This is a genomic window from Mesorhizobium sp. WSM4837, from assembly GCF_055811435.1.
Map to the genome: position 1 here is coordinate 84,642 of NZ_JBVVQE010000018.1, position 23,953 is coordinate 108,594.

General features: G+C 63.3%; 23 protein-coding genes and 1 tRNA gene. 8 read left to right on the forward strand and 16 right to left on the reverse strand.

Annotated elements, in window-relative coordinates; genetic code table 11:
- Positions 1–24 precede the first annotated feature (24 nt).
- Positions 25–1,272 (reverse strand): flavin monoamine oxidase family protein, encoded by a 1,248-nt coding sequence (locus AC0L3D_RS13255; RefSeq protein ID WP_473644613.1) that lies wholly within the window; start codon positions 1,270–1,272, stop codon positions 25–27.
- A gap of 266 nt (positions 1,273–1,538) precedes the next feature.
- On the opposite strand from AC0L3D_RS13255, the gene AC0L3D_RS13260 reads away from it, so the two are divergent.
- Positions 1,539–2,333, forward strand: coding sequence for a lytic murein transglycosylase (locus AC0L3D_RS13260; protein WP_023803772.1), 795 nt, complete (start codon positions 1,539–1,541; stop codon positions 2,331–2,333).
- 116 nt (positions 2,334–2,449) lie between these two features.
- Here AC0L3D_RS13260 and AC0L3D_RS13265 read toward each other — a convergent pair whose 3' ends face one another.
- Together AC0L3D_RS13265 and leuD are read right to left on the reverse strand one after the other, a co-directional pair.
- Complete coding sequence (locus AC0L3D_RS13265) at positions 2,450–3,379, reverse strand: hypothetical protein (RefSeq protein WP_473629914.1); 930 nt, start codon at positions 3,377–3,379, stop codon at positions 2,450–2,452.
- A gap of 61 nt (positions 3,380–3,440) precedes the next feature.
- Positions 3,441–4,046, reverse strand: coding sequence for a 3-isopropylmalate dehydratase small subunit (gene leuD / locus AC0L3D_RS13270; RefSeq protein WP_473644615.1), 606 nt, complete (start codon positions 4,044–4,046; stop codon positions 3,441–3,443).
- A gap of 152 nt (positions 4,047–4,198) precedes the next feature.
- Between leuD and AC0L3D_RS13275 the strand changes: the two genes are divergently transcribed.
- The gene (locus AC0L3D_RS13275; protein WP_419695245.1) at positions 4,199–4,624 is read left to right on the forward strand and encodes a GNAT family N-acetyltransferase; all 426 of its coding nucleotides are present in this window, start codon (positions 4,199–4,201) and stop codon (positions 4,622–4,624) included.
- 65 nt (positions 4,625–4,689) lie between these two features.
- Here the strand turns inward: AC0L3D_RS13275 and AC0L3D_RS13280 are convergent, their stop codons facing one another.
- From AC0L3D_RS13280 to AC0L3D_RS13295, 4 genes are all read right to left on the reverse strand, one after another.
- Positions 4,690–5,856, reverse strand: a complete 1,167-nt coding sequence (locus AC0L3D_RS13280) for an NAD(P)/FAD-dependent oxidoreductase (protein WP_473629915.1) — start codon at positions 5,854–5,856, stop codon at positions 4,690–4,692.
- A 66-nt stretch (positions 5,857–5,922) separates the two neighbouring features.
- A complete protein-coding gene (locus tag AC0L3D_RS13285; protein WP_473629935.1) occupies positions 5,923–7,419 on the reverse strand; it encodes an ATP-binding protein in 1,497 nt (498 codons plus the stop codon).
- A gap of 59 nt (positions 7,420–7,478) precedes the next feature.
- Positions 7,479–8,174 (reverse strand): response regulator, encoded by a 696-nt coding sequence (locus AC0L3D_RS13290; protein WP_473629916.1) that lies wholly within the window; start codon positions 8,172–8,174, stop codon positions 7,479–7,481.
- A gap of 3 nt (positions 8,175–8,177) precedes the next feature.
- The gene (locus AC0L3D_RS13295; protein ID WP_473629917.1) at positions 8,178–9,734 is read right to left on the reverse strand and encodes a DUF4153 domain-containing protein; all 1,557 of its coding nucleotides are present in this window, start codon (positions 9,732–9,734) and stop codon (positions 8,178–8,180) included.
- 562 nt (positions 9,735–10,296) lie between these two features.
- Between AC0L3D_RS13295 and AC0L3D_RS13300 the strand changes: the two genes are divergently transcribed.
- Together AC0L3D_RS13300 and AC0L3D_RS13305 are read left to right on the forward strand one after the other, a co-directional pair.
- Positions 10,297–11,181: an HpcH/HpaI aldolase/citrate lyase family protein gene (locus AC0L3D_RS13300; RefSeq protein WP_473644617.1), complete on the forward strand. Its 885-nt coding sequence runs from the start codon at positions 10,297–10,299 to the stop codon at positions 11,179–11,181.
- A 25-nt stretch (positions 11,182–11,206) separates the two neighbouring features.
- Entirely contained in the window at positions 11,207–11,413 is a 207-nt protein-coding gene (locus AC0L3D_RS13305) for a DUF1737 domain-containing protein (RefSeq protein WP_473629919.1), read from the forward strand.
- Between the two features lie 186 nt (positions 11,414–11,599).
- On the opposite strand, the gene AC0L3D_RS13310 is transcribed toward AC0L3D_RS13305, so the two are convergent.
- Complete coding sequence (locus AC0L3D_RS13310; protein ID WP_023802719.1) at positions 11,600–12,022, reverse strand: metallopeptidase family protein; 423 nt, start codon at positions 12,020–12,022, stop codon at positions 11,600–11,602.
- Positions 12,023–12,207: 185 nt separating this feature from the next.
- On the opposite strand from AC0L3D_RS13310, the gene AC0L3D_RS13315 reads away from it, so the two are divergent.
- The 3 genes from AC0L3D_RS13315 to AC0L3D_RS13325 are packed head-to-tail and all read left to right on the forward strand — an operon-like array spanning position 12,208 to position 17,976.
- Complete coding sequence (locus tag AC0L3D_RS13315) at positions 12,208–13,290, forward strand: ImuA family protein (protein WP_473629920.1); 1,083 nt, start codon at positions 12,208–12,210, stop codon at positions 13,288–13,290.
- Positions 13,232–14,701 carry a DUF6504 family protein gene (locus AC0L3D_RS13320; RefSeq protein WP_473629921.1) on the forward strand — a complete coding sequence of 490 codons (1,470 nt, stop codon included), beginning with the start codon at positions 13,232–13,234 and terminating at the stop codon, positions 14,699–14,701. Before AC0L3D_RS13315 ends, AC0L3D_RS13320 begins: the two co-directional genes overlap by 59 nt.
- A complete protein-coding gene (locus AC0L3D_RS13325; RefSeq protein WP_473629922.1) occupies positions 14,698–17,976 on the forward strand; it encodes an error-prone DNA polymerase in 3,279 nt (1,092 codons plus the stop codon). Before AC0L3D_RS13320 ends, AC0L3D_RS13325 begins: the two co-directional genes overlap by 4 nt.
- 37 nt (positions 17,977–18,013) lie before the next feature.
- Here the strand turns inward: AC0L3D_RS13325 and AC0L3D_RS13330 are convergent, their stop codons facing one another.
- The 4 genes from AC0L3D_RS13330 to AC0L3D_RS13345 form a co-directional block, all read right to left on the reverse strand.
- Entirely contained in the window at positions 18,014–18,253 is a 240-nt protein-coding gene (locus AC0L3D_RS13330) for a Trm112 family protein (protein ID WP_023802715.1), read from the reverse strand.
- A gap of 264 nt (positions 18,254–18,517) precedes the next feature.
- Positions 18,518–19,189, reverse strand: a complete 672-nt coding sequence (locus tag AC0L3D_RS13335; protein WP_023802714.1) for an LON peptidase substrate-binding domain-containing protein — start codon at positions 19,187–19,189, stop codon at positions 18,518–18,520.
- A gap of 166 nt (positions 19,190–19,355) precedes the next feature.
- A complete protein-coding gene (gene trxA, locus AC0L3D_RS13340) occupies positions 19,356–20,354 on the reverse strand; it encodes a thioredoxin (protein WP_128170051.1) in 999 nt (332 codons plus the stop codon).
- Positions 20,355–20,446: 92 nt separating this feature from the next.
- Positions 20,447–20,944: a prolyl-tRNA synthetase associated domain-containing protein gene (locus tag AC0L3D_RS13345; protein ID WP_473629923.1), complete on the reverse strand. Its 498-nt coding sequence runs from the start codon at positions 20,942–20,944 to the stop codon at positions 20,447–20,449.
- Between the two features lie 248 nt (positions 20,945–21,192).
- On the opposite strand from AC0L3D_RS13345, the gene AC0L3D_RS13350 reads away from it, so the two are divergent.
- Positions 21,193–21,267 (forward strand) — tRNA-Gly (locus AC0L3D_RS13350).
- Positions 21,268–21,470: 203 nt separating this feature from the next.
- Here AC0L3D_RS13350 and AC0L3D_RS13355 read toward each other — a convergent pair.
- From AC0L3D_RS13355 to AC0L3D_RS13370, 4 genes are all read right to left on the reverse strand, one after another.
- Positions 21,471–22,082, reverse strand: a complete 612-nt coding sequence (locus tag AC0L3D_RS13355) for a hypothetical protein (RefSeq protein WP_287068137.1) — start codon at positions 22,080–22,082, stop codon at positions 21,471–21,473.
- A 251-nt stretch (positions 22,083–22,333) separates the two neighbouring features.
- Positions 22,334–23,098 carry an ATP-dependent nuclease gene (locus AC0L3D_RS13360; RefSeq protein WP_473536352.1) on the reverse strand — a complete coding sequence of 255 codons (765 nt, stop codon included), beginning with the start codon at positions 23,096–23,098 and terminating at the stop codon, positions 22,334–22,336.
- Between the two features lie 11 nt (positions 23,099–23,109).
- Complete coding sequence (locus tag AC0L3D_RS13365) at positions 23,110–23,565, reverse strand: hypothetical protein (protein WP_473629924.1); 456 nt, start codon at positions 23,563–23,565, stop codon at positions 23,110–23,112.
- A 44-nt stretch (positions 23,566–23,609) separates the two neighbouring features.
- Positions 23,610–23,942 carry an AAA family ATPase gene (locus AC0L3D_RS13370; protein ID WP_473522984.1) on the reverse strand — a complete coding sequence of 111 codons (333 nt, stop codon included), beginning with the start codon at positions 23,940–23,942 and terminating at the stop codon, positions 23,610–23,612.
- Between the last annotated feature and the right edge of the window lie 11 nt (positions 23,943–23,953).

Below are 23,953 nucleotides of genomic sequence, written 5' to 3' on the forward strand. Positions count from 1 at the left end.
CGGCGGCCGGCGTTCCTGCTGTTGCTATTTTGCCGCAAGCTGGGCGGCGACCGTTCTCGCCACCGCCTCGCCCGATAGCCTGGCGCCGCCGCAGGTCTGCATCAGCGGACCGGCCAGATGCTCGCCGGCGAAGAAGATTTTTTCCGCCACCGGCTGCATCAGCGTGGCGCGCGCCTGCGAACGGCCGGGTCGGGCCGCCGCATAGGCGCCGCGCACGAACCGCTCGCCGCCCCAATTGGTCATCATGGCGCGCCCGACATGTTTTCTGACGTCGCCGCCGAAGATGGCGCACAGCCGATCGACGACGAAGTCGACGCCTGCCGCCTCGCCCGCCGCCGACATCTCCCAAGCGAAATCGCCGCCGACGAAGCCGACCATCAGGTCGAGGTCGAAGGGAAAGCAAAGGAAGTAGATGTCGTGCCTGGCCAGCCGCTCGATCAGCAGGTCGTCGAACGGCGCCAGCCCGAGCCTTGTGCCCCTGATCTCAACTGGCAGCTTGGTCAGCATGCCCATCGGCAGGTCGAAGAAGGCAGCGACATGCCTGTCTGGCAGCGCCGGCGCGAATTCGATCTCCTCGAAGGCGAGCACCGCCGGCGAGGCGGTGACGATGACCGCCTTGGCGCGGATGATGCCGCGATCGGTGACGCAGGCGACGCCGGGCACGTCCCAGAGGATTTTCCGCACCGGCGTCGACAGCTCGACCGGCACGTCGGCGCCGAAACGGGCGACCAGCGCGCCGAACCCCTCCTTGGTGAAATAGTTCGGATCGAGATCGGCGGCAGCCCGAAAGTCGCGGATCGATATCTCGTCCTCGTCGGCGCCGAAGTCCATCGGCCCGGCAAAGGTGGCGGCGGCGCGCGGCGCATGGCCTTTAGCGAGCAGGGCCGAAAGACGGTCGTCGTCACCAACCTTGACCTCATGCGCCGCCAGCAGCTCGAACAGCCTGATATCGGCCGCCTTCATCGCGGCCTCTTCGTCCTCGCTCGCCTTTCGGTTGCGATAGTAGAGATGATCGACATTCATGTCGTGATGATGGAGCGTCCAGCGAGCGGCTTGCGCCTCGGGAAAGTAGGGATTGCGGTCGGCCGCGTGCAGCCAGGCGCAGCCGATGTCGAAAGGAACACCGAAATGCTGGTCGCTGGTCCAGGCGCGGCCGCCGATACGGTTCATCACTTCGACCAGCTTGAAGGAAAGGCCGGCCGCACGCAGGGTCCTGGCGGCGGAAAGTCCCGCCGAACCGGCGCCGATGACCACGACGTCAACGTCTTCCATGAATATTCTAGCCCCCCGCCACAATAATTACTTGATCGTAAGCAAGTTGTCCGGCATTCGCCCGCGCTGCGGCGAGGATGCGTAAACGAGTTCTTAGCGCATCGGCTCGAAAATCGGTGCCGATTTTCGGAAAGCACGATGCGCAGATTGTAAAGTGTTGGAGCGTACTGCGTCCAAGTGGGCGCAAATCGCTCCAACGGTGACAAGCGGGCGTTTCGCTGGCAAATTCGTATTTGGGACAAGATCCAGGCAACCAGGAGAGCAACATGGCATTTTTTGCCAAGGCAAAGATTTTAGCGGCGGCGGCATCGATGATGCTTGCGGCGGCAACAGCGGCACAGGCCGCCCAATGCGGCAAAACGGGCGCGGGCTTCGAAGCGTGGAAGGCGGAGTTCGCGCAGGAAGCAAGGGCCAGCGGTGTAGGCTCGAAGGGTCTGGCCGCTCTGGCTAGTGCGACCTACGCAAAAAGGACGATCGCCGCCGACCGCGCTATCCACAAGGCTTTCGGTGGCTCGGTGGATGCTTTCATGAAGCGCCGTGGCGCGTCCACGATCATATCCAAGGGCCGTTCACTGAAGAAGTCGAACGCGGCGCTGTTCGACAAGATCGAACGGACCTACGGCGTGACGCCGGGTGTGTTGCTCGCCATCTGGGGGATGGAGACCGGCTTCGGTTCCTTCTTGGGCAAGCAGAATACGGTCTCTGCCATTGTAACGCTCGCCTATGATTGCCGCCGCCCGGAGTTCTTCTACCCGCATGCTGTTGCAGCCCTGAAACTGGTTGATCGCGGCGCGTTGAGCGCCTCGTCGGTCGGCGCCATGCATGGCGAGATTGGCCATACACAGTTCCTGCCCGGAAATGTCTTGAAATACGGGGTCGGCAGCGGAAATCTGCGCGACAAGGCCACTGCGTTGGCTTCCACCGCCAACTTCCTCAAGGCTCATGGTTGGCAGGCGGGTGCCAGCGCACAGGCGAATCTCGGTGCAATTGCCGGCTGGAATGACGCGAGCAACTATCAACAGGCCATCGCCCGCATCGCCACGGCGATCGATGGCGAGTGATACAAGTCTCTATTCGACGGAAAGCCCGGCCATGCGCCGGGCTTTTTTGTCGATGGTCTGAGTACGACTGCCGCCGCTCGGCCCCGCCTTGGGAACGAAGGCATGAAGCAGAGAAGCTAATTCGGCGAACCGAGCGCCTTGTCCATCGCTTCCCTGACCTCGGCCGGCCACGTGTTCACCGCCGGCCACGCATCCGGCTCGGGCTTGTCGCCGCGGCGGGCGAAATAGAGCTTGTGGTTGGCCGGATCGATCGCCATGAAGCCGTCGTCGCCGCCGCAATCATGCGGGATGCAGCCGCTGGCGTGGAAGACGCCCGAGGTGGTTTTCTCGGTGCCGCCGCCGACCAGCAGGCTGGTCGCCATGTCGGGCATCTCCTTGCCGAGCAGCGACGCGGCTTGCCTGTAGACGGCCTCGTTATGGAAGGCATCGACGATTCTGTCGTATTTCTCCGGGTCGACATCTTTCCAGCCTGTACCCGGCTCCGGCATGTAGGCGAGGTTGCCCGAGGTCGACAACCCGCCGGTCGGCGACCATTGCAGCGCCGGCTTCGATTCGCCCGGCAAGAGATTGGGCACGAAATAGATGGCGCCGTCGGATAGCGCGGCCGGCGGTGCGCCGCATTCGTCCTGCTCGACGGTGGTCGTCTGGATCGTGCCGCCTTCCGGCTTCCACACGATCACCTTGGCCGGACCGCATTGATTGCCGCCGTCGCCGACATCGACCAGCGCCACCGTGACGCCGCCGACCTCGACAATCCTGTCGAAGAAGACATCGTAATTGCGCGCCAGCTGCTTGCCGTCATAGGCCAGCACCCTCTCGCCATAGTCTTCCTGCTGGGTGATGGTCAGCTGCCCATTCTCGAACGGGACCGGTGCTTGGCCGTCATCCTCGGCCAGGGCCGCATTGCTCGACGCGCCCAGGTCGGCGGCCCCGCCGGACGCATCGTCAGCCGGCACGAGCACCGTGTCGGTCTGTGCATGCGCGCCAGCCACCGGCATCAGAATCCACGCCAGCGCCCAGGCGCCGGCAAGCAGCGAACGTGTCATGCCTGTCCCTCCGTTCAGCCGCCACGAACCCGGCCTGTCGCGGCCGGGGTCATCCTACCGTTCAGGCCCAGGGCCGCAGCTCGGCGTTCTTCTTCTCGAACGAGGCGATGGCGTCGGCCTTCTCCATGGTCAGGCCGATATCATCGAGCCCGTTTAAGAGGCAGTGCCGCTTGAAGTCGTCGAGGTCGAACTTGACCACGCCGCCGTCCGGTCCGCGGATTTCCTTGGCTTCGAGGTCGATCGACAGCGTTGCGTTGGAGCCGCGCGAGGCGTCGTCCATCAGCTTGTCCAGATCCTCCGGGCTGACGGTGATCGGCAGGATGCCGTTCTTGAAGCAGTTGTTGTAGAAAATGTCGGCGAACGAGGTCGAGATGACGCAGCGTATGCCGAAGTCGAGCAGCGCCCACGGCGCATGCTCGCGCGACGAGCCGCAGCCGAAATTGTCGCCGGCGACCAAGATCTGCGCCTTGCGGTAGGCCGGCTTGTTGAGCACGAAGTCGGGGTTTTCCGAGCCGTCGTCCGTGTAGCGCATTTCGGCAAACAGTCCGCTGCCGAGCCCGGTGCGCTTGATCGTCTTGAGATAATCCTTGGGAATGATCATGTCGGTGTCGACATTGACGATCGGCATCGGCGCGGCAACGCCGGTGAACTTGGTGAATTTTTCCATAGGTCTTGCCCGTCTTCTTTTCGCTGCGGGGATGTATTGGCGCCCGGTTTACACAAAGCTGCAGGCAAATAAAAGGCGGCTGTTTTCGCAAGCTTTGGTCCTAGAGCACGGACCGCTTCAAAGTTGCCGCCCTATGGTGCACCTTGGCCGGCATGACAACACGTCCCAAAGTACTCTACGCCAGCGAACCGAACCTCGACGCAGCCGAGTTCCGCCGCGTGCTGGTGGAATCCGGCCTCGGCGTCACTCGGCCCATCGATGACGACGTCCGTCTGAAGGCGATGCTTGCCAATGCAGATCTGGTGTTGACGGCGCGCCTCGATGCGCCTGGCAAGCCGCTGATTGGCCTCGCCCGAGGCATCACCGACTTCTCGTGGGTGTGCTATATTTCCGAGCTCGCCGTCTGCAAATCGGCGCAAGGGCTCGGCATCGGCAAGGGCCTGCTCGACGAAGCGCGGCGGCAGCTCGGGCCATCCGTCGCCATGTCACTGATCTCCGTGCCCGACGCCGTCGGCTTCTACGAACGGATCGGCATGACGCGGATGGCGGACGCGTTCTGGTTTGGCCGCGAGCGCTGACGGCTGGCCTTGCGGTGCGGAACCCTTTGGTGACCGAGGGACAGCACCCCCTCTGTCCGCCAGCCTCAGATCACATTCAACTCCCTGAAAGCCCGCCCCTCGGCAACGCGCTCATACCCAAACGCCGAGCAGTCCACCGTGCGGTAGCCGCCATGCACGATCAGCTCGGCCAGCGCCTTGCCGACCGCCGGCGCCTGCTGCAGGCCGTGGCCGGAAAAACCATTGGCGAAGAGAAAATTCTGCACCTGCGGATGCGGGCCGATCACCGCGTTCTGGTCGAGCGTGTTGTAATCGTAATGGCCGGCCCAGGCGCGCGTCGGCTTGATCGCCTCGAAGGCCGGAATGCGGGTCGCCAGCACTGGCCAGATTACCTCTTCGAACAGCGGCCAGTCGGGCTCGAAATCGTTGGGATCGGCGGGGCCGTCGCCGTCTTCCGGTTCGGCCCCGCCGGTGATGTAGACCGAGCCTTCCGGCCGGACATAGATGCCTGAGGGATCGACCAGCAGCGGCATGTCGTCATATTTCTCGCGCGCCTCGAAGATGAAGACATTGCGCTTGCGCGGTTCCACCGGCAGCACCAGTCCGGCCATTGCCGAGACTTTTCCGGCATTCGGCCCGGCGGCGTTGACGACGATGCCGGCGTCGAGCCTTTCGCCATTGTCGAGGCTGACGCCGGTGACACGGTCGCCCTGCCGTTCGATGCCGGTCACGTCGGCGGTGATGAAATCGATCTTTTTGTCGCGCAACGCCTTGCGGAACAGCATCAGCATGGCATGCGCGTCGAACCAGCCCTCGCCGCTGCGGCCATAGGCGCCGGCGGTGATGCCCTCGGCCGACAGCCATGCAAACCGGCGGACGAGCGCCTCCGCATCCTCAAGCACGATGTCGGCGCCCTCGGCCAACTGCGTCTGGTGGTTGGCCTCAAGGATCGGCAACCCGTTCTCGCCGGCAAGGATGAGGTAGCCGCCTTCGCGAAAACCGATATCGGCGTCGGCCCCGAACTCTTCCGTCAGCCGCCGGAACAGTTTCAGCGTGAACTGCGACAGCCGGATGTTTTGCGGAATCGAAAACTGCTGGCGGATCGAAGCGCAGGACAGCGTCGTCGCCGCATGGGCAAACTGCGGGTCGCGCTCGACCAGCGCGATCGAGCCCGAAAACCCTTCCGCGCGCAAATAATAGGCGATCGAGGAGCCGACGATGGCTCCGCCGATGATGACGACGTCGTAGCGCACTTTTTCGCTTCTCCAGTTCTGAAGCATGATCCCGAAGCCGGTTTTCTGAAACGATCATGCTGCAATTCATACAGCCGGCAAGATGATCTCGAAGCGCGTGCCGCGCTCGGAGTCAACCAGGCGGATCGTGCCATCATGCGCTTTCAGCAGGGCCAGAACGATGCCGAGGCCCATGCCGGTGCCGCCGCAATCGCGGCGTGTGGTGAAGAATGGCTCGAAAATACGCGCGCGGTTGCTCGGCGAAATGCCGGCGCCGTCGTCGCTCACCTGGATCGTCGCCTTGCCGCCTGCGCTCGCCGCCGTGATCGAAACCAGCGTCGCGCCATGCCTTGCCGAATTGTCGATGAGATTGGCGAGCACGATCGCTGCGTTCTCGGCCGAGATGCGCAGGCCGGTCTCGCCGCCCGCCTCGACCCGAAGCGCCAGCCTGTCCCCGGTCGGCAACAGCGCCAGGGCCGCACTGAGCGACGTGCTTTCGCCGCTGGGCGCAAGATTTTCGGCGCGCGCCAGGTCGAGCAGACGACGCACCAGCAGATTGAGCCGCCCGGCATCGGTGACGATATTGTCTGAAAACCGCCGCCGCTCGGCCTCGTCCATTGCGCTACCTGAATCGCGCAGCAGTTCGGCCGCCCCCTGGATCGCCGTCAGCGGCGATTTGAGCTCGTGCGAGACATGGGTGGCGAAGGTCTGGATGCTGTCGGAGCGCGCATGCAGCTTTTCGGCCATCTCGAGGAAAGCGTCGGACAGCGCTGCCATCTCGCGCGTGCCATGATGGTCGAGCGGCCTGATCGCTGCTCGATCACCGGCGGCGATCCGCTTTGTCCGCTCCATCAGCGCGTAGATCGGCCGGCTGACGGTGCGCAGGAAGATCAGGCCGATGAGCAGCGTGCCGCCGAGGATGGCGATCGCCGCCAGCACCACCTTGCCGCGCTCGCCATAAAGATGCTTGACGATGTTGTTCGGCGTCCGCGACAGATAGACGACGCCGGCGACCTTGCCGTCGACGGCGACCGGCATGGCGACGAAGACGCGGACCCTCGTGCCGCGGCTGACCGAATAGAGCGAAGGTGAAGGCTGGTTCGGAACCCTCTGCCGGAGCGCGCTGGCATAGCGGCCGGCAAGTGCTGCGCGAACCTCGCCGACGGCGCCGAGCGACAGGCCGATCTCCTCGCGTCCGGCGATGACGACGCCTTTTGGGTCGAGCAGCCGAAAGCCGGCAAGCGTGGTTTTCTGCGTCTCGGCAAGAATACCCGACAGCCGCGCGCCGATCGCCGTGAAGGCGGGATCGACGGTGGCGACCGTCGCCGCAGGCCGTGTCGCCAGAACCCTGTCGGAGGCGAGATCGAGACGCGGCTCGATCGGCCGGTAGGGAGAGTCCGGATTGTCGCTGTCGGCAGGCACGGCCGCGCCGAGCTTTTCAGCCGCGATGCCGGCGTCGCGGACCTCTTGCGCATGGATGGCGGCAAGGGCGGCACCTTGCGCAATCAGCTCGGCCTCGGTCTGGCGGATCAGCTGGTTCTCGTAGAGCCTGAAGAAGAACAGGCCGACCAGCGGCAGCGCCATCACCATGATCAGGATGGCGACAACGATGGTGGCGAGGCGCGGCCGCCATTTATGCGCGGTCACGCGCCGCACCGGCCGAGCCGGAAGCCGACGCCATGCACGGTCTCGATCGCATCCGTGCAGCCGGCCGCCGCCAGCTTGGCGCGGATGTTGCGGATATGGCTGTCGACGGTGCGGTCGGCGACATGGATGTTGCCGGCATAGGCATTGGCCATCACCATGTCGCGCCCAAGCACATGCGCCGGGCGCGCCAGAAACCCTTTCAGGATGGCGAATTCGATCGAGGTCAGCACTAGCGGCCTGCCGTCGAAGCTGGCGGCGTGGCTGGCCGGCAGCAAAGCCAGACGGCCGTGCAAGAATTGCCTGTCGTCGGCCTGTTCGGCTTTTGCCGGGCGGGCGCGCCGCAGGATGACGTTGACGCGGGCGACCAGCTCGCGCGGGCTGAACGGCTTGGTGACATAGTCGTCGCCACCCATTTCGAGCCCGAGGATGCGATCGATTTCTTCATCACGCGCGGACAGGAACAGCACCGGCACATCGGATGTGTGCCGCAGCCGCCGGCAGACCTCCAGCCCGTCCATCTCCGGCATGCCGATGTCGAGCACGACAAGGTCAGGCGCGCGGCGCTCGATCGCCTGCAAGGCGGCGCCGCCGTCGGCTACCGCAACCGTTTTCATGCCGGCCTTTTCAAGTGCGAAACAGATGATCTCGCGGATGTGCGGATCATCGTCGGCGATCAGGATGTGATGCGGCATCGATCAGCGGCCCGGCACGAAGGGTTCGGAGCCCTGAGGAACCACGAACGGGATAGACGTGTCGAGAGTGCGAAGGAGCCGCCAGTCGCGAAAGCTCCAGGCGCGCCAGTTTTCCTGGGCCGCGCGGTAGCGGGCCTCGTCCTGTCCCAGCAAACGGGCGAGTTCGCGGTAGGGGGAAAAGCTGGCCGCATTCGTCCTGGCCTGCTGCTCGAGGAAGCGATCGAGTGCCGGCCGGGCGCTGGGACCGAGCGAACGCAGGTACCAGAAATCGAGCTCGGTTCCGTGGCCGGTCATTTCGAATGAGTGCTCGACATTGTAGTTGGCGATCAGGGCGGCAAAATTGATGAACGAGCAGGCATAAAGCGTCGCCGATAGCGTCAGAAGATTGGCGGAAAGCAGCCATTCATTGGATTTTCCGAGCGCGATGCGGGCGATGATCAGGGCAAGGCCCGCCGCCACCAGCCCCATCCAGACGAAGGCGGCGACGCGCCAGTAGGTCAGCGCATAGATGCCGACATAGAGTTCAAGCCGCAGGATCGACGAGATGACCAGCACGATGTTCTGCGCCACCCAGACATAGACCAGCCGGCGGATGAACGGATCGCTGGAAGTGGCACTTCCCGGCCTGAGCGCCGCCAGCACGAAACCGGCGGCGAGCAGCGCCGTGACGATCAGCGGATAGGCGCCGCGATGCGCATAGGCGGCGTAGGTCAGCCCGTCGGGCAGGGCGATGCCGCCCCACAGATAGGTGGCGTCGAGCGCGGTCTGCATCGCGAACAGGATGTTGAAGATGACCAGCGCACGAAGGATGGCGGCCATGCCGAAGATGATGTCCTCGATCGCCCTGGCGGGGTTTGTCGTCGTCGTCACCGCGCTGACAGGGACAGGTGTCACCCGACGCGCAATGCGGCGCAAGAAGCGCGGCAGGCGCGGGCGCAAAAAAGCCCAGACGCCGGCAAGCACGACCAGCCAGAAGGCCAGCCGCGGCAGCTGGATGAGGTCGAGCAGTGCGTGGAGATCGATCAGCGACAGCCAGTATTCGATAACCGGATTGGCGGCGCCGAACAGCGCCAGAAACACTGCGCCCAGGGTCAGCGGCATGATCCAGACGGCGATCGCCGCGAAGCCGATGCGCCGCCGGCCAAGCCGCCGCGCCGCCTTGCGCCAGCGGACGAAATCGTGGACGAACCGAAACGGCGCTGCGAGCAGGAACAGCGCGACCTGGCCGGCAATGCGGGCAAATCCGCGCCGCAGCCGCCCGACCAGCGAAAGCGTAAAGACGGCCAGCGCCGCAAGCCCGATCGCGACGGACAGCGCGCTGACATTTTCAAGGAACGGCAGTAGCCCGACAAGCAGGGCAACGGGTTTGAACCAGGCCCGGCCGGCGCCGAGCGCCGACGGCTGGAGCGCCACGGCCGCGGCGGCCAGCGTCATGCCGAACAGGAAGAGCGTGATGCCGACCGGCTGTCCATAGAAGAAGAAATCGGCCAGCGCGGCAAGCAGGACGGCAACGCCGAAGCGCGCGCAAGTGCCCGGCGCGGCGGTAAGCAGCGACGTCATGATCGGGTTTTCTCAGCGGCTTTGATCCGGCCGGGGGGCGGAGATTTGCGGATGAAGGGAAAGAGAGTCGCCGAACGCGGCGGATCGATGAGCCAGCAAACGTCATCGCGGAGGGGTAGGGACCAACGGGGCTTTTCGCGCTCTTGCATGCGCCCTTTTCGCCGGCCGAGATGCAGGCAGCGAGGCGGGTCCGAGGAGATTTTCCGCAATGTTGTGCAGTTTTTGTGCAGGGTCAGGAATCACTTCAGCTTTGAATCCGCCCCGTCACCCCTTTCCGGGCGCTTGCGCTGCCCCTCACCTGCCTGCCGGCATCCTCTCCCCGTATAGTGACGGGGAGAGGGTGCTCTCATCGCCGGTTTCGCCAATCACCAGCGTTGCAAGAATGGCGTCGAGGCTGCGCCAACCACTTCTCCCCGTCACTATACGGGGAGAAGTGCCCGGCAGGGCGATGAGGGGCGGCGCCAACTTCGATGATTGGCTTGCATCCAATGCAAGCTATGACTGCCCGAAGCGATTGCCCTGTGTGCTTGCTTCGATCGCCTCCAGGCGGCATAGATCAGGCATGACTGAAACCTGCCGCCCGCGCCGCTCGGTGCTTTACGTCCCGGCCTCGAACGACAAGGCGCTGGCCAAGATCTCGTCGCTGGCCTGCGATGCCGTCATCATCGATCTCGAAGATGCCGTCGCCCCGGCCGACAAGGTTTTTGCGCGCGAAAAACTGGCCGGCATCTTCGCCAACCGCCCCGGCCTACGCTGCGAGATGATCGTGCGCATCAACCCGCTCTCCAGCGAATGGGGCGCCAAGGACTTGCTGGCGGCGGCAAGCTGCGAGCCCGACGCCATCCTGCTGCCCAAGGTCGACACGCCGCGCGACGTCCTGGAAGCCGGCGACGTCCTCGACGACTATTTTTCACCCGACGCGGTGAAGCTGTGGGCGATGATCGAGACGCCCAAGGCGCTGCTCAACATCGGCCCGATTGCCGAGCTTGGCCGCGATCCGGCCTCGCGGCTGGTCTGTTTCGTTGCCGGAACGAACGACCTGGTCAAGGACACCGGCATTCTCGCTACGCCCGACCGGCGCTATCTCACGCCATGGCTGATGCAGATGGTGCTCGCAGCACGCGCCGGTGGCCTCGACCTGCTTGACGGTGTCTTCAACGATTTTCGTGATCTGGACGCTTTTGCGCGCGAATGCACGGAAGCAGCCGCCATGGGGTTCGACGGCAAATCGCTGATCCACCCGGCCCAGATCGATGCCGCAAACCGCGCCTTTGCACCATCTGCCGAAGCCGTGGCCGAGGCGCGTGCGGTCAAGGAGGCCTTCGCGCTTGCCGAAAATGCCGGCAGGCAAGTCATTGCGCTGAACGGAAAAATGCTCGAGCGGCTGCATCTGGCGCAGGCCGAGAAACTGCTGGCGAAGGCGGCCGCCAGCGCCAGCGGGACATGATCGCAACCCACCACAGGAATGAAAAATGAAACTCTACCGCTTTCTGTCCGGCCCGGACGATTCCAGCTTCTGCCACAAGGTGACGGCAGCGCTGAACAAGGGCTGGCACCTGTTCGGCTCGCCGACCTATTCCTACGACAAGCAGACCAAGGTCATGCGCTGCGGCCAGGCCGTAGTGAAGGATGTCGAGGGCCAGGAATACGGGCCCGACACCAAGCTCAGCGATTGGTAGATTTGCAAAGCTCGACGCAGGGTGTGTTGAGATTCAGGTCAGGCCGCGCCGGAGTCGAAGACGGGCGCGAAGCGACCAGACTGGGTAGTTTCCGAGAACCGGAGCGGAGCGTACTTTTGGGTGTGAGCACCGGAAGCGCAGGGAACTGCCGTTCGCAGGCCGGCATCACCTTAATATCAGCACAGCCTACTCGGCCGCCTCTTCGATCCGCTCCATATCGTCGTCCGACAGGCCGAAATGGTGGCCGATCTCGTGGATCAGCACATGGGTGACGATGTCGCCCAGCGTCTCCTCGTTCTCGGCCCAGTAATCGAGGATGGCGCGGCGGTAGAGCGTGACGCGGTTCGGCCCCTCGCCGGTCTGCGGATTCCAGCGCTCGGCGATGCCGCGCCCCTCGAACAGGCCGAGCAGGTCGAAAGGCGTTTCCAGCGACAGGTCGTCCATGATTTCGTCGGTCGGGAATTCGGCGATCTGGATGACGATCTCGCCGGTCAGCTTGCGAAACTCCTCCGGCAGATGGGCGTAAGCTTCTAGCGCCAGGAACTCCATTTCCTCCATCGACGGCGAAAGCTCGTCGTGCCAGGTACGGGTTTTGTAGATGCGGGCCATGCTTTGTCCTTCTGATCCCGGCATATAGGCTTTCGCGCCGGACTCGGCAATTGGCCGGGTTGCCGTCCACGCGCGGCAGGAATAAATTCCCCATGACTGCGCCCATGACTCCGCTTGACTCTTCGGCCGCCCTCTGGAATCTATTAGAACATAACAGGAACAATTGTGAGTGGAAGCTGACCGTCATGGCGACAAGCGCCGTGGCGCGGGAGACTGTTTTTGCCCTGCGCCGCCAGATCGCGAAGATCGAGGGAACGCTGCCCGAGCGCCTGCAGGCGCCGGCCGCAGCCCCCGTTGATGCGCCCCGGAATCCAACAGCTGATGTCACTCCCGGGGATCCAACAGCTGATGTCACGCCCAAAAAAATCACGCCCAAAAATCTGACAATCGTCCGCCGCGGCCTCGCCGTGGCGCCGCCCGATGCGTTTCTGCGCACCGGCGCCGAAGATCTCGATACTGCGCTCGGCGGCGGCCTGCCGAAGGCGGCGCTGAGCGAGATCCATGGCGCCGCGACCCGCGATGCCGGGGCCGTCGCCGGCTTCGCCCTGTCGCTCGTCAGCCTGATCCTCAAACAGGGGCCGCGACTGCCGGTCCTGTGGATCGGCACCGCGGAAATCTTCCGCGAGGCCGGCTTCCCCTATGCCACAGGACTTCATCGCCTTTTCGGCATCGAGCCGGAGCAATTGCTGTTTTCCGAGGCGCCAAGGCTCCTCGATGCGCTGTGGACCGCCGAGGAGGCCGCCCGGATGACGGCGCTCGCCGCCGTCATCCTCGAAATCCGCGGCAGTCCGCAGCGGCTGGACCTCACCGCGACGCGGCGGCTGCACGCCCGGGCACAGAGCGCCGGCCGGCCGGTGTTTTTGCTGCGCCAGGCCGGCGAACCCGAGCCGACGGCGGCACCCGTCCGCCTCGTCCTGTCGGCGGCGCCGTCGGCACCACGCCAGACGATCGCCGGGCCGCTCGCCGGCTCGATCGGCCGTCCCGCCTTCACCGTCAGCATCGGCAAGAGCCGCACCGCCTTGCCAGGACAATTCACACTGGAGTGGAACCCCGATGAACGCAGTTTCGAGGAAAGAAGGGCCGGGGAAAGACGGCAAGAACGGGCAGCGAATCCTGTCCCTGTGGTTTCCGCATCTCGCCGCGGAAAGGATCCTGCGCCAGCGTCTGGGGCGGTCCTGGCGTTCGCGGCCGTCGGATCACCTGCCGCTGGTGATCAGCCATCGCCAGGCGAACGCGCAGCGCATCGCCGCCCTCGACGAGCGGGCTGAGGCGCTTCATCTGAAGCGCGGCATGGGCATAGCCGACGCGCGCGCCATGCATCCGTCGATCGACGTCGTGGAAGCCGATCCCGAGGCCGACCGCCGCCTGCTCGAAAGCCTCGCCGACTGGTGCGACCGCTACACTCCGCTGGTGGCGATCGACGCAGCCGATGGCCTGTTCCTCGACGTCACCGGCTGCACCCATCTTTTCGGCGGCGAACGGGCGATGCTGGACGACATCCTGTCGCGCTTTTTCCATCAGGGTTTCGATGTCCGCGCCGGCCTTGCCGCCACACCAGGTGCAGCCTGGGCGGCAGCGCGGTTTTCTGGTGATCGCATCGTCCCCGGTGGCGAGGAGGAAGCGCTTCTCGCGCCCTTGCCGCTGGCGGCGCTGCGCATCGAGCCTGACATCCGCGCCAGCCTGGAAAGCGTCGGCCTGCGCACGGCGGGCGCCGTCATGGCAGCACCGCGCGCGCCGCTCGCCCGCCGCTTCGGCAGATCGCTGCTTTTGCGTCTCGACCAGGCGCTCGGCCGCCTCGACGAGGCGGTGTCGCCGCGCCTGCCGGTGGCGCCGCTTTCGGTCGAACGCCATCTCGCCGAACCGATCATGCTGACCGACGAAATAGAGCGGCTGGTGAAAATGCTGGCGACGACATTGAAGGCGGACCTCGAGCGCCGCGGCGAGGGCGCAAGAAGGCTGGCGCTGCTGCTTTTCCGCGTCGACGGCGCCGTCAGCCGCATCGCCGTCGGCACCTCGCGGCCGTTGCGCGAGCCGTTGCTGATCCAGAAATTGTTCCACGAGAGGCTTGCCGCGCTCGAACAGGACATCGATGCCGGCTATGGCTTCGATCTCGTGCGCCTCTCGGTGCTGTCGGCCGCGGCCTTCGACATGCAGCAGGCGGATCTGACCGGCGAGACGCGCGATGACGGCGCCGACATCGCCCTTTTCGCCGACCGCATCCGCGCCCGGCTCGGCGACAGCGCGGTTTTGAAACCGGTTGCCGTCGAGAGTCATCTGCCCGAGCGCGCCGTCGCCACGCATCCCTATGCGGAGGCGCCGCAAAGGGTCTCTGCGCCGAAGCAGCCGGGCAAGATGAAAGACACTAGGCCTGTCTTTCCGCCGGAACGGCCGATCCGGCTGTTCCGTTCGCCCGAACCGATCGAGGTGCCGGCCACCGAAATGCCTGAGGGACCGCCGATGAATTTCCGCTGGCGGCGGGCTCTCTACCGGGTGGCGCGCGCCGAAGGGCCGGAACGCATCGCCGCGGAATGGTGGCGGGAGGCAGCGGGGCAGGAAGCGACCCGGGATTATTTCCGCATCGAGGATAGCGACGGTCGCCGTTACTGGCTTTATCGCCAGGGTCTCTACGGCGCCTCGCAGGCGGCGCCGCGCTGGTTCATGCATGGGGTCTTCGCATGAATGCGCTGGCGGTCGTCCCCTATGCCGAATTCGGCATCCAGTCGAATTTCTCGTTCCTGCGCGGCGCCTCGAAACCGGAGGAGCTGGTGGTCGCGGCAAAGTTTTTGGGCTTTTCGTCGATCGGGCTTGCCGACCGCAACACGGTGGCTGGCGTCGTGCGCGCCTGGCAGCAGGCCAAGGTGGAAGGTCTTTCCTGTCATCCCGGCTGCCGCCTGGTGTTTTGCGATGGCACGCCCGACGTTCTCGCCTATCCGCAGGACCGCAAGGGCTGGGGCCATCTGTGCCGCATGCTGACGCAGGCCAATATGCGCGACGACAGCGAAAAGGGCGCACCGCTGCTCTATCGCGACGACCTTTTCGAATGGGGCGATCGCATGTCGCTGGCGATCCTGCCCGATCTGTCGACGCCGGCCGAGGATCACCTCAGGCTGATCAGCCGCCTGAAAGATCGCTTCGGCAAGACCCTGCGGCTTGCCGTTTCGCCGGATTATCACGGCAACGACCGCTACCGTGTTGAGCAGGCGGCTGCCATGGCCGAGGCATCAGGCATTCGGCTGATGGCGACCAACGACGTTCTTTACCATACGTCCGAACGGCGCCGGTTGCAGGACGTGCTAACGGCGATCCGCCTCAACCTGCCTGTTGCCGAAGCCGGGCTGGAACTGGCGGCCAATGCCGAGCGCCATTTGAAACCGCCAATGGAGATGGCGCGGCTGTTCCGGCGGCATCCGCAGGCACTGGCGCAAACGCAGCACTTTGCCGGCGAATTGAGCTTCTCTCTCAGTGACCTCCAATATAACTATCCCGACGAACCGACGGAATCGGGCCTCGGGCCCCAGGCCGAACTGGAAAGGCTGGCTCTGGAGGGAGCCGCGATACGCTACCCCTCGGGCGTTCCCGCCGATGTGACCAGGCGCATCCGCGAAGAACTCGCTTTGATCGAGCGCCTGAATTACGCGCGCTATTTCCTGACAGTCTACGACATCGTCAAATTTGCCCGCAGCCAGGGCATACTCTGCCAGGGACGTGGCTCCGCGGCCAACTCGGTGGTCTGCTATTGCATCGGCATCACCGAAGTGGGGCCTGAGCGGATCGATTCGCTTTTCGAGCGTTTCATTTCCGAGGAAAGAAACGAGCCGCCCGACATCGATGTCGACTTCGAGCATGAAAGGCGCGAGGAGGTCATCCAGTATATCTACTCGAAATACAGCGCCAAGCGCACCGCGCTTGCCGCGGCCGTCGTCAGCTACCGGGGCCGGTCGGCGATGCGCGAAGTGGCCAAGGCGATGGGCCTGTCGGACGATGTCAGGAGCGCGCTGTCCAGCTCGATCTGGGGCTGGTCGACCTCGGAGCTCGGCGAAAAGGAGACCAGGGCCGGCGGCCTCGATCAGACCGATCCGTCGACAAGGCAGGTGATCGAATGCGCCAACGAGATCATGGGCTTTCCCCGTCATCTGTCGCAGCATGTCGGCGGCTTCGTCATCACCAGGGACCGGCTCGACGAGATCGTGCCCATCATCAAGACGGCGATGGACGAACGCAAGATGGTCGAGTGGGACAAGGACGATCTCGACGCGGTGAAAATCCTGAAAGTCGACGTGCTGGCGCTCGGCATGCTGACCTGCCTGCAGCGCGCCTTCACGCTGCTTGAGGATCATTATCCCGATGCGCGGGATGATTTTGGCCGGCCCTATGTGCTGGCCACCCTCCCTGCCGAGGACAAACATGTCTACGACATGATCTGCCGCGCCGACACGATCGGCGTCTTCCAGATCGAATCGCGCGCCCAGATGTCGATGCTGCCGCGGCTCAGGCCGAAAACATTCTATGACCTCGTCATCGAGGTGGCGATCGTGCGGCCCGGCCCGATCCAGGGCGACATGGTCCACCCCTATCTGCGCCGCCGGCAAGGCAAGGAAAAGCCCGAATATCCCAAGCCGGAACTGGAAGAGATACTCGGCAGGACGCTGGGCGTGCCGCTGTTCCAGGAACAGGCGATGAAGATCGCCATCGTCGCCGGCGGCTTCAGGCCGGGCGAGGCCGATGAACTGCGCCGCGCCATGGCCACCTTCAAGCGCACCGGCACGATCGGCAATTATCGCAGGCGGATGGTCGACGGCATGATTTTGCGGGGTTACGAAAAGGACTTCGCCGAGCGCTGCTTCAAGCAGATCGAGGGTTTTGGCGAATATGGCTTTCCCGAAAGCCATGCCGCCTCCTTCGCCCTGCTGGTCTATGCCTCCTGCTGGTTCAAGACCTTCTATCCCGACGTGTTCTGCGCCGCGATCCTGAATTCCCAGCCGATGGGATTTTATCAGCCGGCTCAGCTTGTCCGCGACGCGCGCGACCATGGCGTTGAAATCCGCGAGGTCGACGTCAATTTTTCCGGTTGGGATTGCGCGCTGGAAGAAGTGCCTTTCGATCCAACCCGCATTCTCGACCGCCATGCCCAGATGCGCGGCGTCATCCGGACCAATCATGCCGTCCGGCTGGGTTTTCGCCAGGTCAAGGGCCTGTCGAAGGAGCGCATGGAGGTGTTTGTCGCCAGACGCGGCGACCGCTACGCATCCGTTCGCGATGTCTGGCTGCGCTCGGGCCTCTACGTCGACGAGATCGAGAAGCTGGCGCAAGCCGACGCTTTCCGTTCGCTCGGCCTCGACCGCCGCGACGCCCTGTGGGCGGTCCGCGCGCTCGACGGCAGGAGTGCCACGGAGACCCTGCCGCTGTTCGACCGACCTGAGATCCGCTTGCGCGATCTCGAGCCCGAGACCAGGCTGCCGACAATGCCGCTCGGCGAGCACGTCGTCCACGACTACCGCTCGCTCGGCCTGTCGCTGAAGGCGCATCCGCTTGCCTTTCTGCGCCAGCGGCTCGACCGTTCCGGCGTCACCCCCAATGCGCGCCTCGGCCAGGTTCGGGACGGCAAGCGCGTTTCGGTCGCCGGCCTTGTCCTGGTGCGGCAGCGGCCGGGTAACGCCAAAGCGATTTTCCTGACGCTGGAAGACGAGCAGGCGGTCGCCAACGTCATTTTTTGGGAAAGAACCTTCAACCGCTACCGGCCCATTGTCATGGGCGCGCGGCTGGTCCGCGTCACCGGCAAACTGCAGTCGGAATCGGACGTCATCCACATCGTCGCCGAGAAGGTCGAGGACCTGACACCCTGGCTGTCCGTGCTTTTGCAGGAGAAGCCCGATGTCCCTGTCGTGCAAAACGACCGGCAGGACATCGCGGGGAAGACAGAAAGGGTCATGCCCAAGGGGCGCAATTTTCAATAGGGGATGTGTCGGCGGGACAGCGAAGGATCACCACGCTTCAGGACGGCCCACCCAACCGCGGCGGCGGCAATCCGTCGTCGAAGGGGAGCGAGCGTGCCTCCGAAGGCAGCATGATCGGAATGCCGTCACGCACCGGATAGGCAAGCCGCGCGACCCTCGAGATGAGCTCGCCGCGCTCCGGATCCCAGCTAAGCGGACCCTTGGTCAGCGGGCAGGCCAGCAATTCCAGCAGCTTGGGATCGACATTGACCTTCTTTCCCTCACGCCCGTCCACCATTTTTGCAGTCCTCTCGTTCGTCCTCAGTCTTCGTGCGTTGACGCTGCCCCTCACCTGCCTGCCGGCATCCTCTCCCCGTATAGTGACGGGGAGAGGGACGCTCTCATCGATGGTTTCGCCAATCACCCGCGTTGCAGAACGTCCGCCAAGGCTGCCGAAAGCCCCTTCTCCCCGTCCCTATACGGGGAGAAGTGCCCGGCAGGGCGATGAGGGGCGGCGCCGACTTCCGCAATTGGCTTAGTCCCAGCGTTCCTTTTACTTTGCCTACTGCAAACTCGAGCCGAAATCCTCGTTTTCGCGTGCCAGCGCCATTTCGGTGATGGCGATCAGCGTTTCGGCGCGTGTCTTCAGGTCCGCCGCTTCGAGCAGCGCCTGTTTCTCGGCCGGCCCGTAGGGAGCCATCATCGACAGCGCATTGACCAGCATGGCGTTTTCGGCGCGGCTGACGCTTTCCCAGTCGGCTTCAAGATCGTTGGCCTGCAAATAGGCGCGAAATGCCTTGAGCAGCGCCGGCCGGTCGATCTCGGCCTCCGCCTGATCTTCGTCGAGATCGGTGAGAAAGGGCGCAAACCGGCACTGGCGGAAGGGCGTCTTGACCGCAAGCTCCTGCACGATGCGGAACCGGCACACACCTTGCAGCGAAATCAGGTAGCGGCCGTCGCCGCTCTCGGAAAGCGCGATGATGCGTCCGGCGCAGCCGACATTGCAAAGCGCCGGCTCGCCGTCGGCACGCCGCGCGCCGTCGAGGCTGGGCTGTATGACGCCGATCAGCCGCGGTCCGGCGATCGCCTCGTCCACCATCTCCAGATAGCGCGGCTCGAAAATGTTGAGCGGCATGCGGCCGCCCGGCAGCAGCAAGGCGCCTTCAAGCGGGAAGATCGGCACCGTCGGCGGGAAATCCGTATCGAGCCGGTAATGCGCGTTTCCCGCCTGCACGTCAAACCTCCGCTCGCTCCCTCAAGAAGCGCATCAAGCCCGCCCATCCCTTAGCAACCTGGCGCAAAATCGTCACCAGGCGAAGAACGGATCGGTCAGGCCTCCTAATCTGGCGCAGCCGTCGCCGACCGCAAGACCGTCACGCAAAAACAGCTTGAGGCTGCGCTCAGGAAAACAGCAGCGACGACAATTTGCGCCGCGCCGCCAGCGTTGCCTCGTCGGTCATGCCCCATGCCTCGAAGAACTGCAGCAACTGCGTCTTGGCGCCGTCGTCGTTCCACGAGCGATCGGCCTTGACGATCGCCAGCAGATTGTCGGCTGCGGCCATGCGCTCGCCGTTGGCGTTCTGGATCATGGCAAGCTCGAAACGTGCCTGATGATCCCCGGGGTTCTCAGCCAGGCGTCGCTCGAGCTCGGCCGGATTGCCAAGTGCTTGTGCCTGCACGGCGAGCGCCATCTTGGCGCGCACCGCGGCGAGCGGCGGCGCATCCTTTTTTGCTTCCGGCGCCCGCGCCAGCACGGCTTCGGCGCCCTCGGCATCGCCGGCCTCGAACAGCAGATCGCCCAGCCCGGCAATCGCTTCGATCGTCTCCGGCGCCTGTTCCAGGATCGCGTCGAAAATGTCCGCCGCGGTATGCACATCGCCGGCGGCGCGCGCCTCCGCGGCCGCGGCAAGCGCCTCGGCCACCTGCGGCGCACCATTGCCCTTGCCGCCGACCTTCTGGATGAAGGCGGCGATCTGGCTCTCGGGAATGGCCCCCATAAAACCGTCGACCGGCTGGCCGTCCTTGAATGCGATGACTGCCGGTATCGACTGGATGCCGAGCTGTCCGGCGATCGAAGGATGGTCGTCGATGTTCATCTTGACCAGCTTGACCTTGCCGCCGGCGGCGGTGACCGCCTTTTCCAGCAGCGGCGTCAGTTGCTTGCAGGGCCCGCACCATGGCGCCCAGAAATCGACGAGCACCGGCTGACGGCGCGATTCCTGGATGACGTCGGCGGCAAATGTGGCGGTCGTCGTCTCCTTGATGACGTCGGCAGCGACAGGCGGGTCGCCAAGCGCCACTTTCGCGGGGGTGGCGTCAGTGCCGCCATACTGCACAGTGGTGGCATACTGTCCGGCATTGCTGCCAAACGGGCCGCCAAATTGATTGTTGTCGCTCATCTCGTGCCCTTTCGGTCGCCGCCCGGCCGCCAGCCCGGCGCAACATCCTTAATTCTCACTCAGAAGCCGGTTTATCGTCATCCATGTGGCGATCATGCCGTGACTTTCAAGATAACAGCATCATGCCCGGTTGCCTCGACGAATTTGACCAGGTCGGCGGCGGCGATCGATGTCGTTGCCTCGTTGGTCAGCGGATGGGCGTTGATGGCGGCATGGCGCATCAACTCCTGGTCGAGAACGACCTTGACCCGCAACTGCGTATCATTGATCAAGCCGAACACGGTGACCGCACCCGGTACGACGCCGAGAAGCTCCATCAGCATCTCCGGCTTGCCGAAGGAAACGCGCCCGGCGGCGCCGATGATTTGGTGGATCTGCTTGAGATCGACCACCGCCTCCTCAGCGACGCTGACCAGGAAGAAATTGTCCTTCCTGTCCTTGAGGAACAGATTCTTGGTATGCCCGCCGGCGATTTCCCCGCGCAGCGCCTGCGAATCGGCGACCGTGAACAGCGGCGGATGGCGGAGCGTCGAGACCTCGATCCCGAGATCGGCGAGAAAGGCGAAAAGCTCGGCTTCGGTTTTCGGCATGTCGTTTCTTGTCGGACTTTCTTGTTGTTGCGGTTTGGCTTGTTGTCGTGGTTGGATCATGCCGTTTACGGCCAATGACGCGGCCGAGACAAGACCATTGCGCAGCAAGGCTGCCGATTGCATTCCCATCCGCGCCGGGAAGGCTCGTTTACGTCGCCGGGTGCGGCCAAAAAACCTGCGACTTCCCTGTTGCAATCGCCGCGCCCTTCAGCCATATAGGCTCGGCTTGCGGCCCAAACGCCGCGCGAGCGGGTGTAGCTCAGGGGTAGAGCACAACCTTGCCAAGGTTGGGGTCGAGCGTTCGAATCGCTTCACCCGCTCCAGTTTCCCCAAGGGGAATCAAGCCATCGAAAAGCCGCGGTTCGCCGCGGCTTTTTCGTTTTCGGGGTTGTCGAAATCGCAGTTGGCTTAGGCAGCTCAGAAGGCCATGGTTACCGCGCGGTTACGAGTTCGCGAAGTTAAGAAGTCGTATGGGATCGCGGCGTCACCAGGTCTCCCTGAAGTGCGCCTTTGCCACAGATTGCGCCTATCTCTCTCCAAATTTTTCCCTTTCATTTTCGGCGATTGCATAGGGATTGCTGAGATCGAAATCATCTTCTGGCGGTCCAATTCGCATTGTTTTGGCGATATGATCCAGCGTCGGCTTAACGCCATCGATCGCCTTTATTGCCGGCTCCAGGACGGTAAGCGGACTGTAGCTGAACTTGCGATCATCACTTTCTACCAGCTGGGGAAGCCAGCCGCGTGCGAGTTCAACATTGCCATGGAAGTCGGTAATTGCCAGAACCACCTCCGGGGCAAGCAGGCCCAATTTGTTTGCGAGCGCCTTGTAGAGCAACGGCTCTTGAAGTCGGGTCAACTCGAGGAAGTGTTTGTCGAACGTACCACCTCTCATTTCAGTCTTCGCCACGATGTTGGCCGTTCGTGCTAATTCCTTCCTAATGAGGACGATCTCGCCGTATAGGGCCGCAGCGACCGAGTCGGCTTCCTCACCACGAAGCAGGGCATCCCTTCTGCGGTTTAGCCGAAAATTGACGAGTGCGCCGACGACAAGCGCGCAGATACCGAACAAAAAGCCGGCAAACGAGCCTAGCAAGCTCGCTTGCGCACCCTGTAGTTCTGACAGCCATTGCCACATCCCTAACCCCTCTCAAGGCTACGCCAACTTTCGCAAACAATGGCTGCCTAGCACATTGGATTTCTTGACAGCCTCGACTTTGCGCACTCTTGTGTCCGAACCTTTTGCCGGCAGCCTGGACCTGAGCCTGCGCAGAAGGGCAACTATCCGCGGCTGCCTCAGCTACACCCTTATCTCAGGATCGACCCAGGTCGCGATCTCAGACAGTGTCGCTTTGAACTTTGGGAAGTCCGTCGTCCATCCAGGTAGGTTCAGCTTCTCGAAGATATTCGAGAGTTTGCTCCGCCTTTGAGTATCCCCAGGCTAGTTTCAAGATCGACTTTCCACATGACCTGCGCGTCAGAGGATGTGCGGTGCTTCTCAATATTCGCGCGCTGCCGCACCATCTGCGGCTTAACGGTTTGGTCGGGCAGCCGGTCCTCGTCAGTCAAGGCACACCAGCGAATCCCCAGCGCGGACGCGATGTAGGCGAACGAGGGAATGGCGGTGCAGCTGCCACAAAAGGTGATGCTTACCGCATGGCCATCAAGATCAAAGCCCAGCTTTTCCATTCCGTATTTCAAGCTGAAGGTATCGGATGGACCTTCGCAGAACACTGCTGCCGTTCCAAAAAGGAAGTCGTGGGAGCCATTGTCGTCAAGCTTGGACTGAAGTTTGGCCGGCGCTTCAATCTTGTCCGTGTAGACGGTCCTCATCGACACGCTACCTTTGGTGCGGACGAGGCGGGTTATAGCCATCTTGTCCTCGAATGACACAAGCTCGGAAGAGTGCGTAGTGTAGATAATGGTCCATCCCTTCGTCGCCAGGTCGCCGAGGGTTTTCCGTATTTTTCGACGAAGGTGCGGATGCAGGTGCGTCTCTGGCTCTTCGAGCAAAAGAACTACTCGCTCTCGGATCAGCTCGGGGTAAAGAGTTAAGGCTTCCAGGGCAGCGAGACGGATAACACTCTGCCAACCGTCGCCCATACTTCGCAATGGCGTTGGAGCGCTCTCCGGATCCGTTGCCATCGAGATCATTAGCTGCTGCGCTAGCCAATCCTTGATCGACTGAGTGCTGGTCTTAGGATCAATGCGGGCTGCCCCCCGACGTAGCCGCTGAAGACCCTCTCCAGATCCGGTTTCATGACATCCTTCCAGAAGGGAAATGCCTCAACAATTTGCTGGAAGAACCGATACCCATTCTCCAATGTAGCTGGCATCTCCCGCTTATCACCGTTCACGGTCTCCATCTCCCAACTGTCGCTCATGAACCGCTCTGCCAAATGCCTCGACAGCTTCGCGAGCAGGCCGGTCTTCCAGATGTAAAGGGAAGCCTCTATGTCCTCCGGCTTGAAGAACCAGGTTTCCGGCAGATGGTCGCGGACTTCGTCTATCTTCGCGTTCACTGTTTTCCAGCCGACATTTTGATCGACCAGGGCCTTCTTATCGGCCTCAGATTGCTTTGTTCGAAGATTGAGCGTGATGGACTTACCGTCCTTTCCCAACAGCGTTCGAGTATGGCTGAAAATGCCGTCCCTGCTGGTCTTACCTACGACTTGGACTCCGTGAACGAACGTTGCATCACCGATTGTCCGGACGGCAGGCAGCGCCAGTTCACCGCCAGCTTGAAAATGGACTTGAACCAAAAATTCTTTTGACCGGCTGCCCGTCGAATCGCAGAGTAGTCAGTTTCGGCGGGCGACCAATTGTAGAACTCGGCTTGGTGAAACGCCAAAGCAATGGCGTTAAGCACTGTAGTTTTACCGGCGTTGTTAGTTCCGATTAGGACAGTTGGAAACCCTGGTTGCAGTTCGAGCTCAAAATAATCGATTCCGCGAAAATTTTTGATTACGACTTTCGACAATCTGTAATCGACAGGCATCGTATCGCACC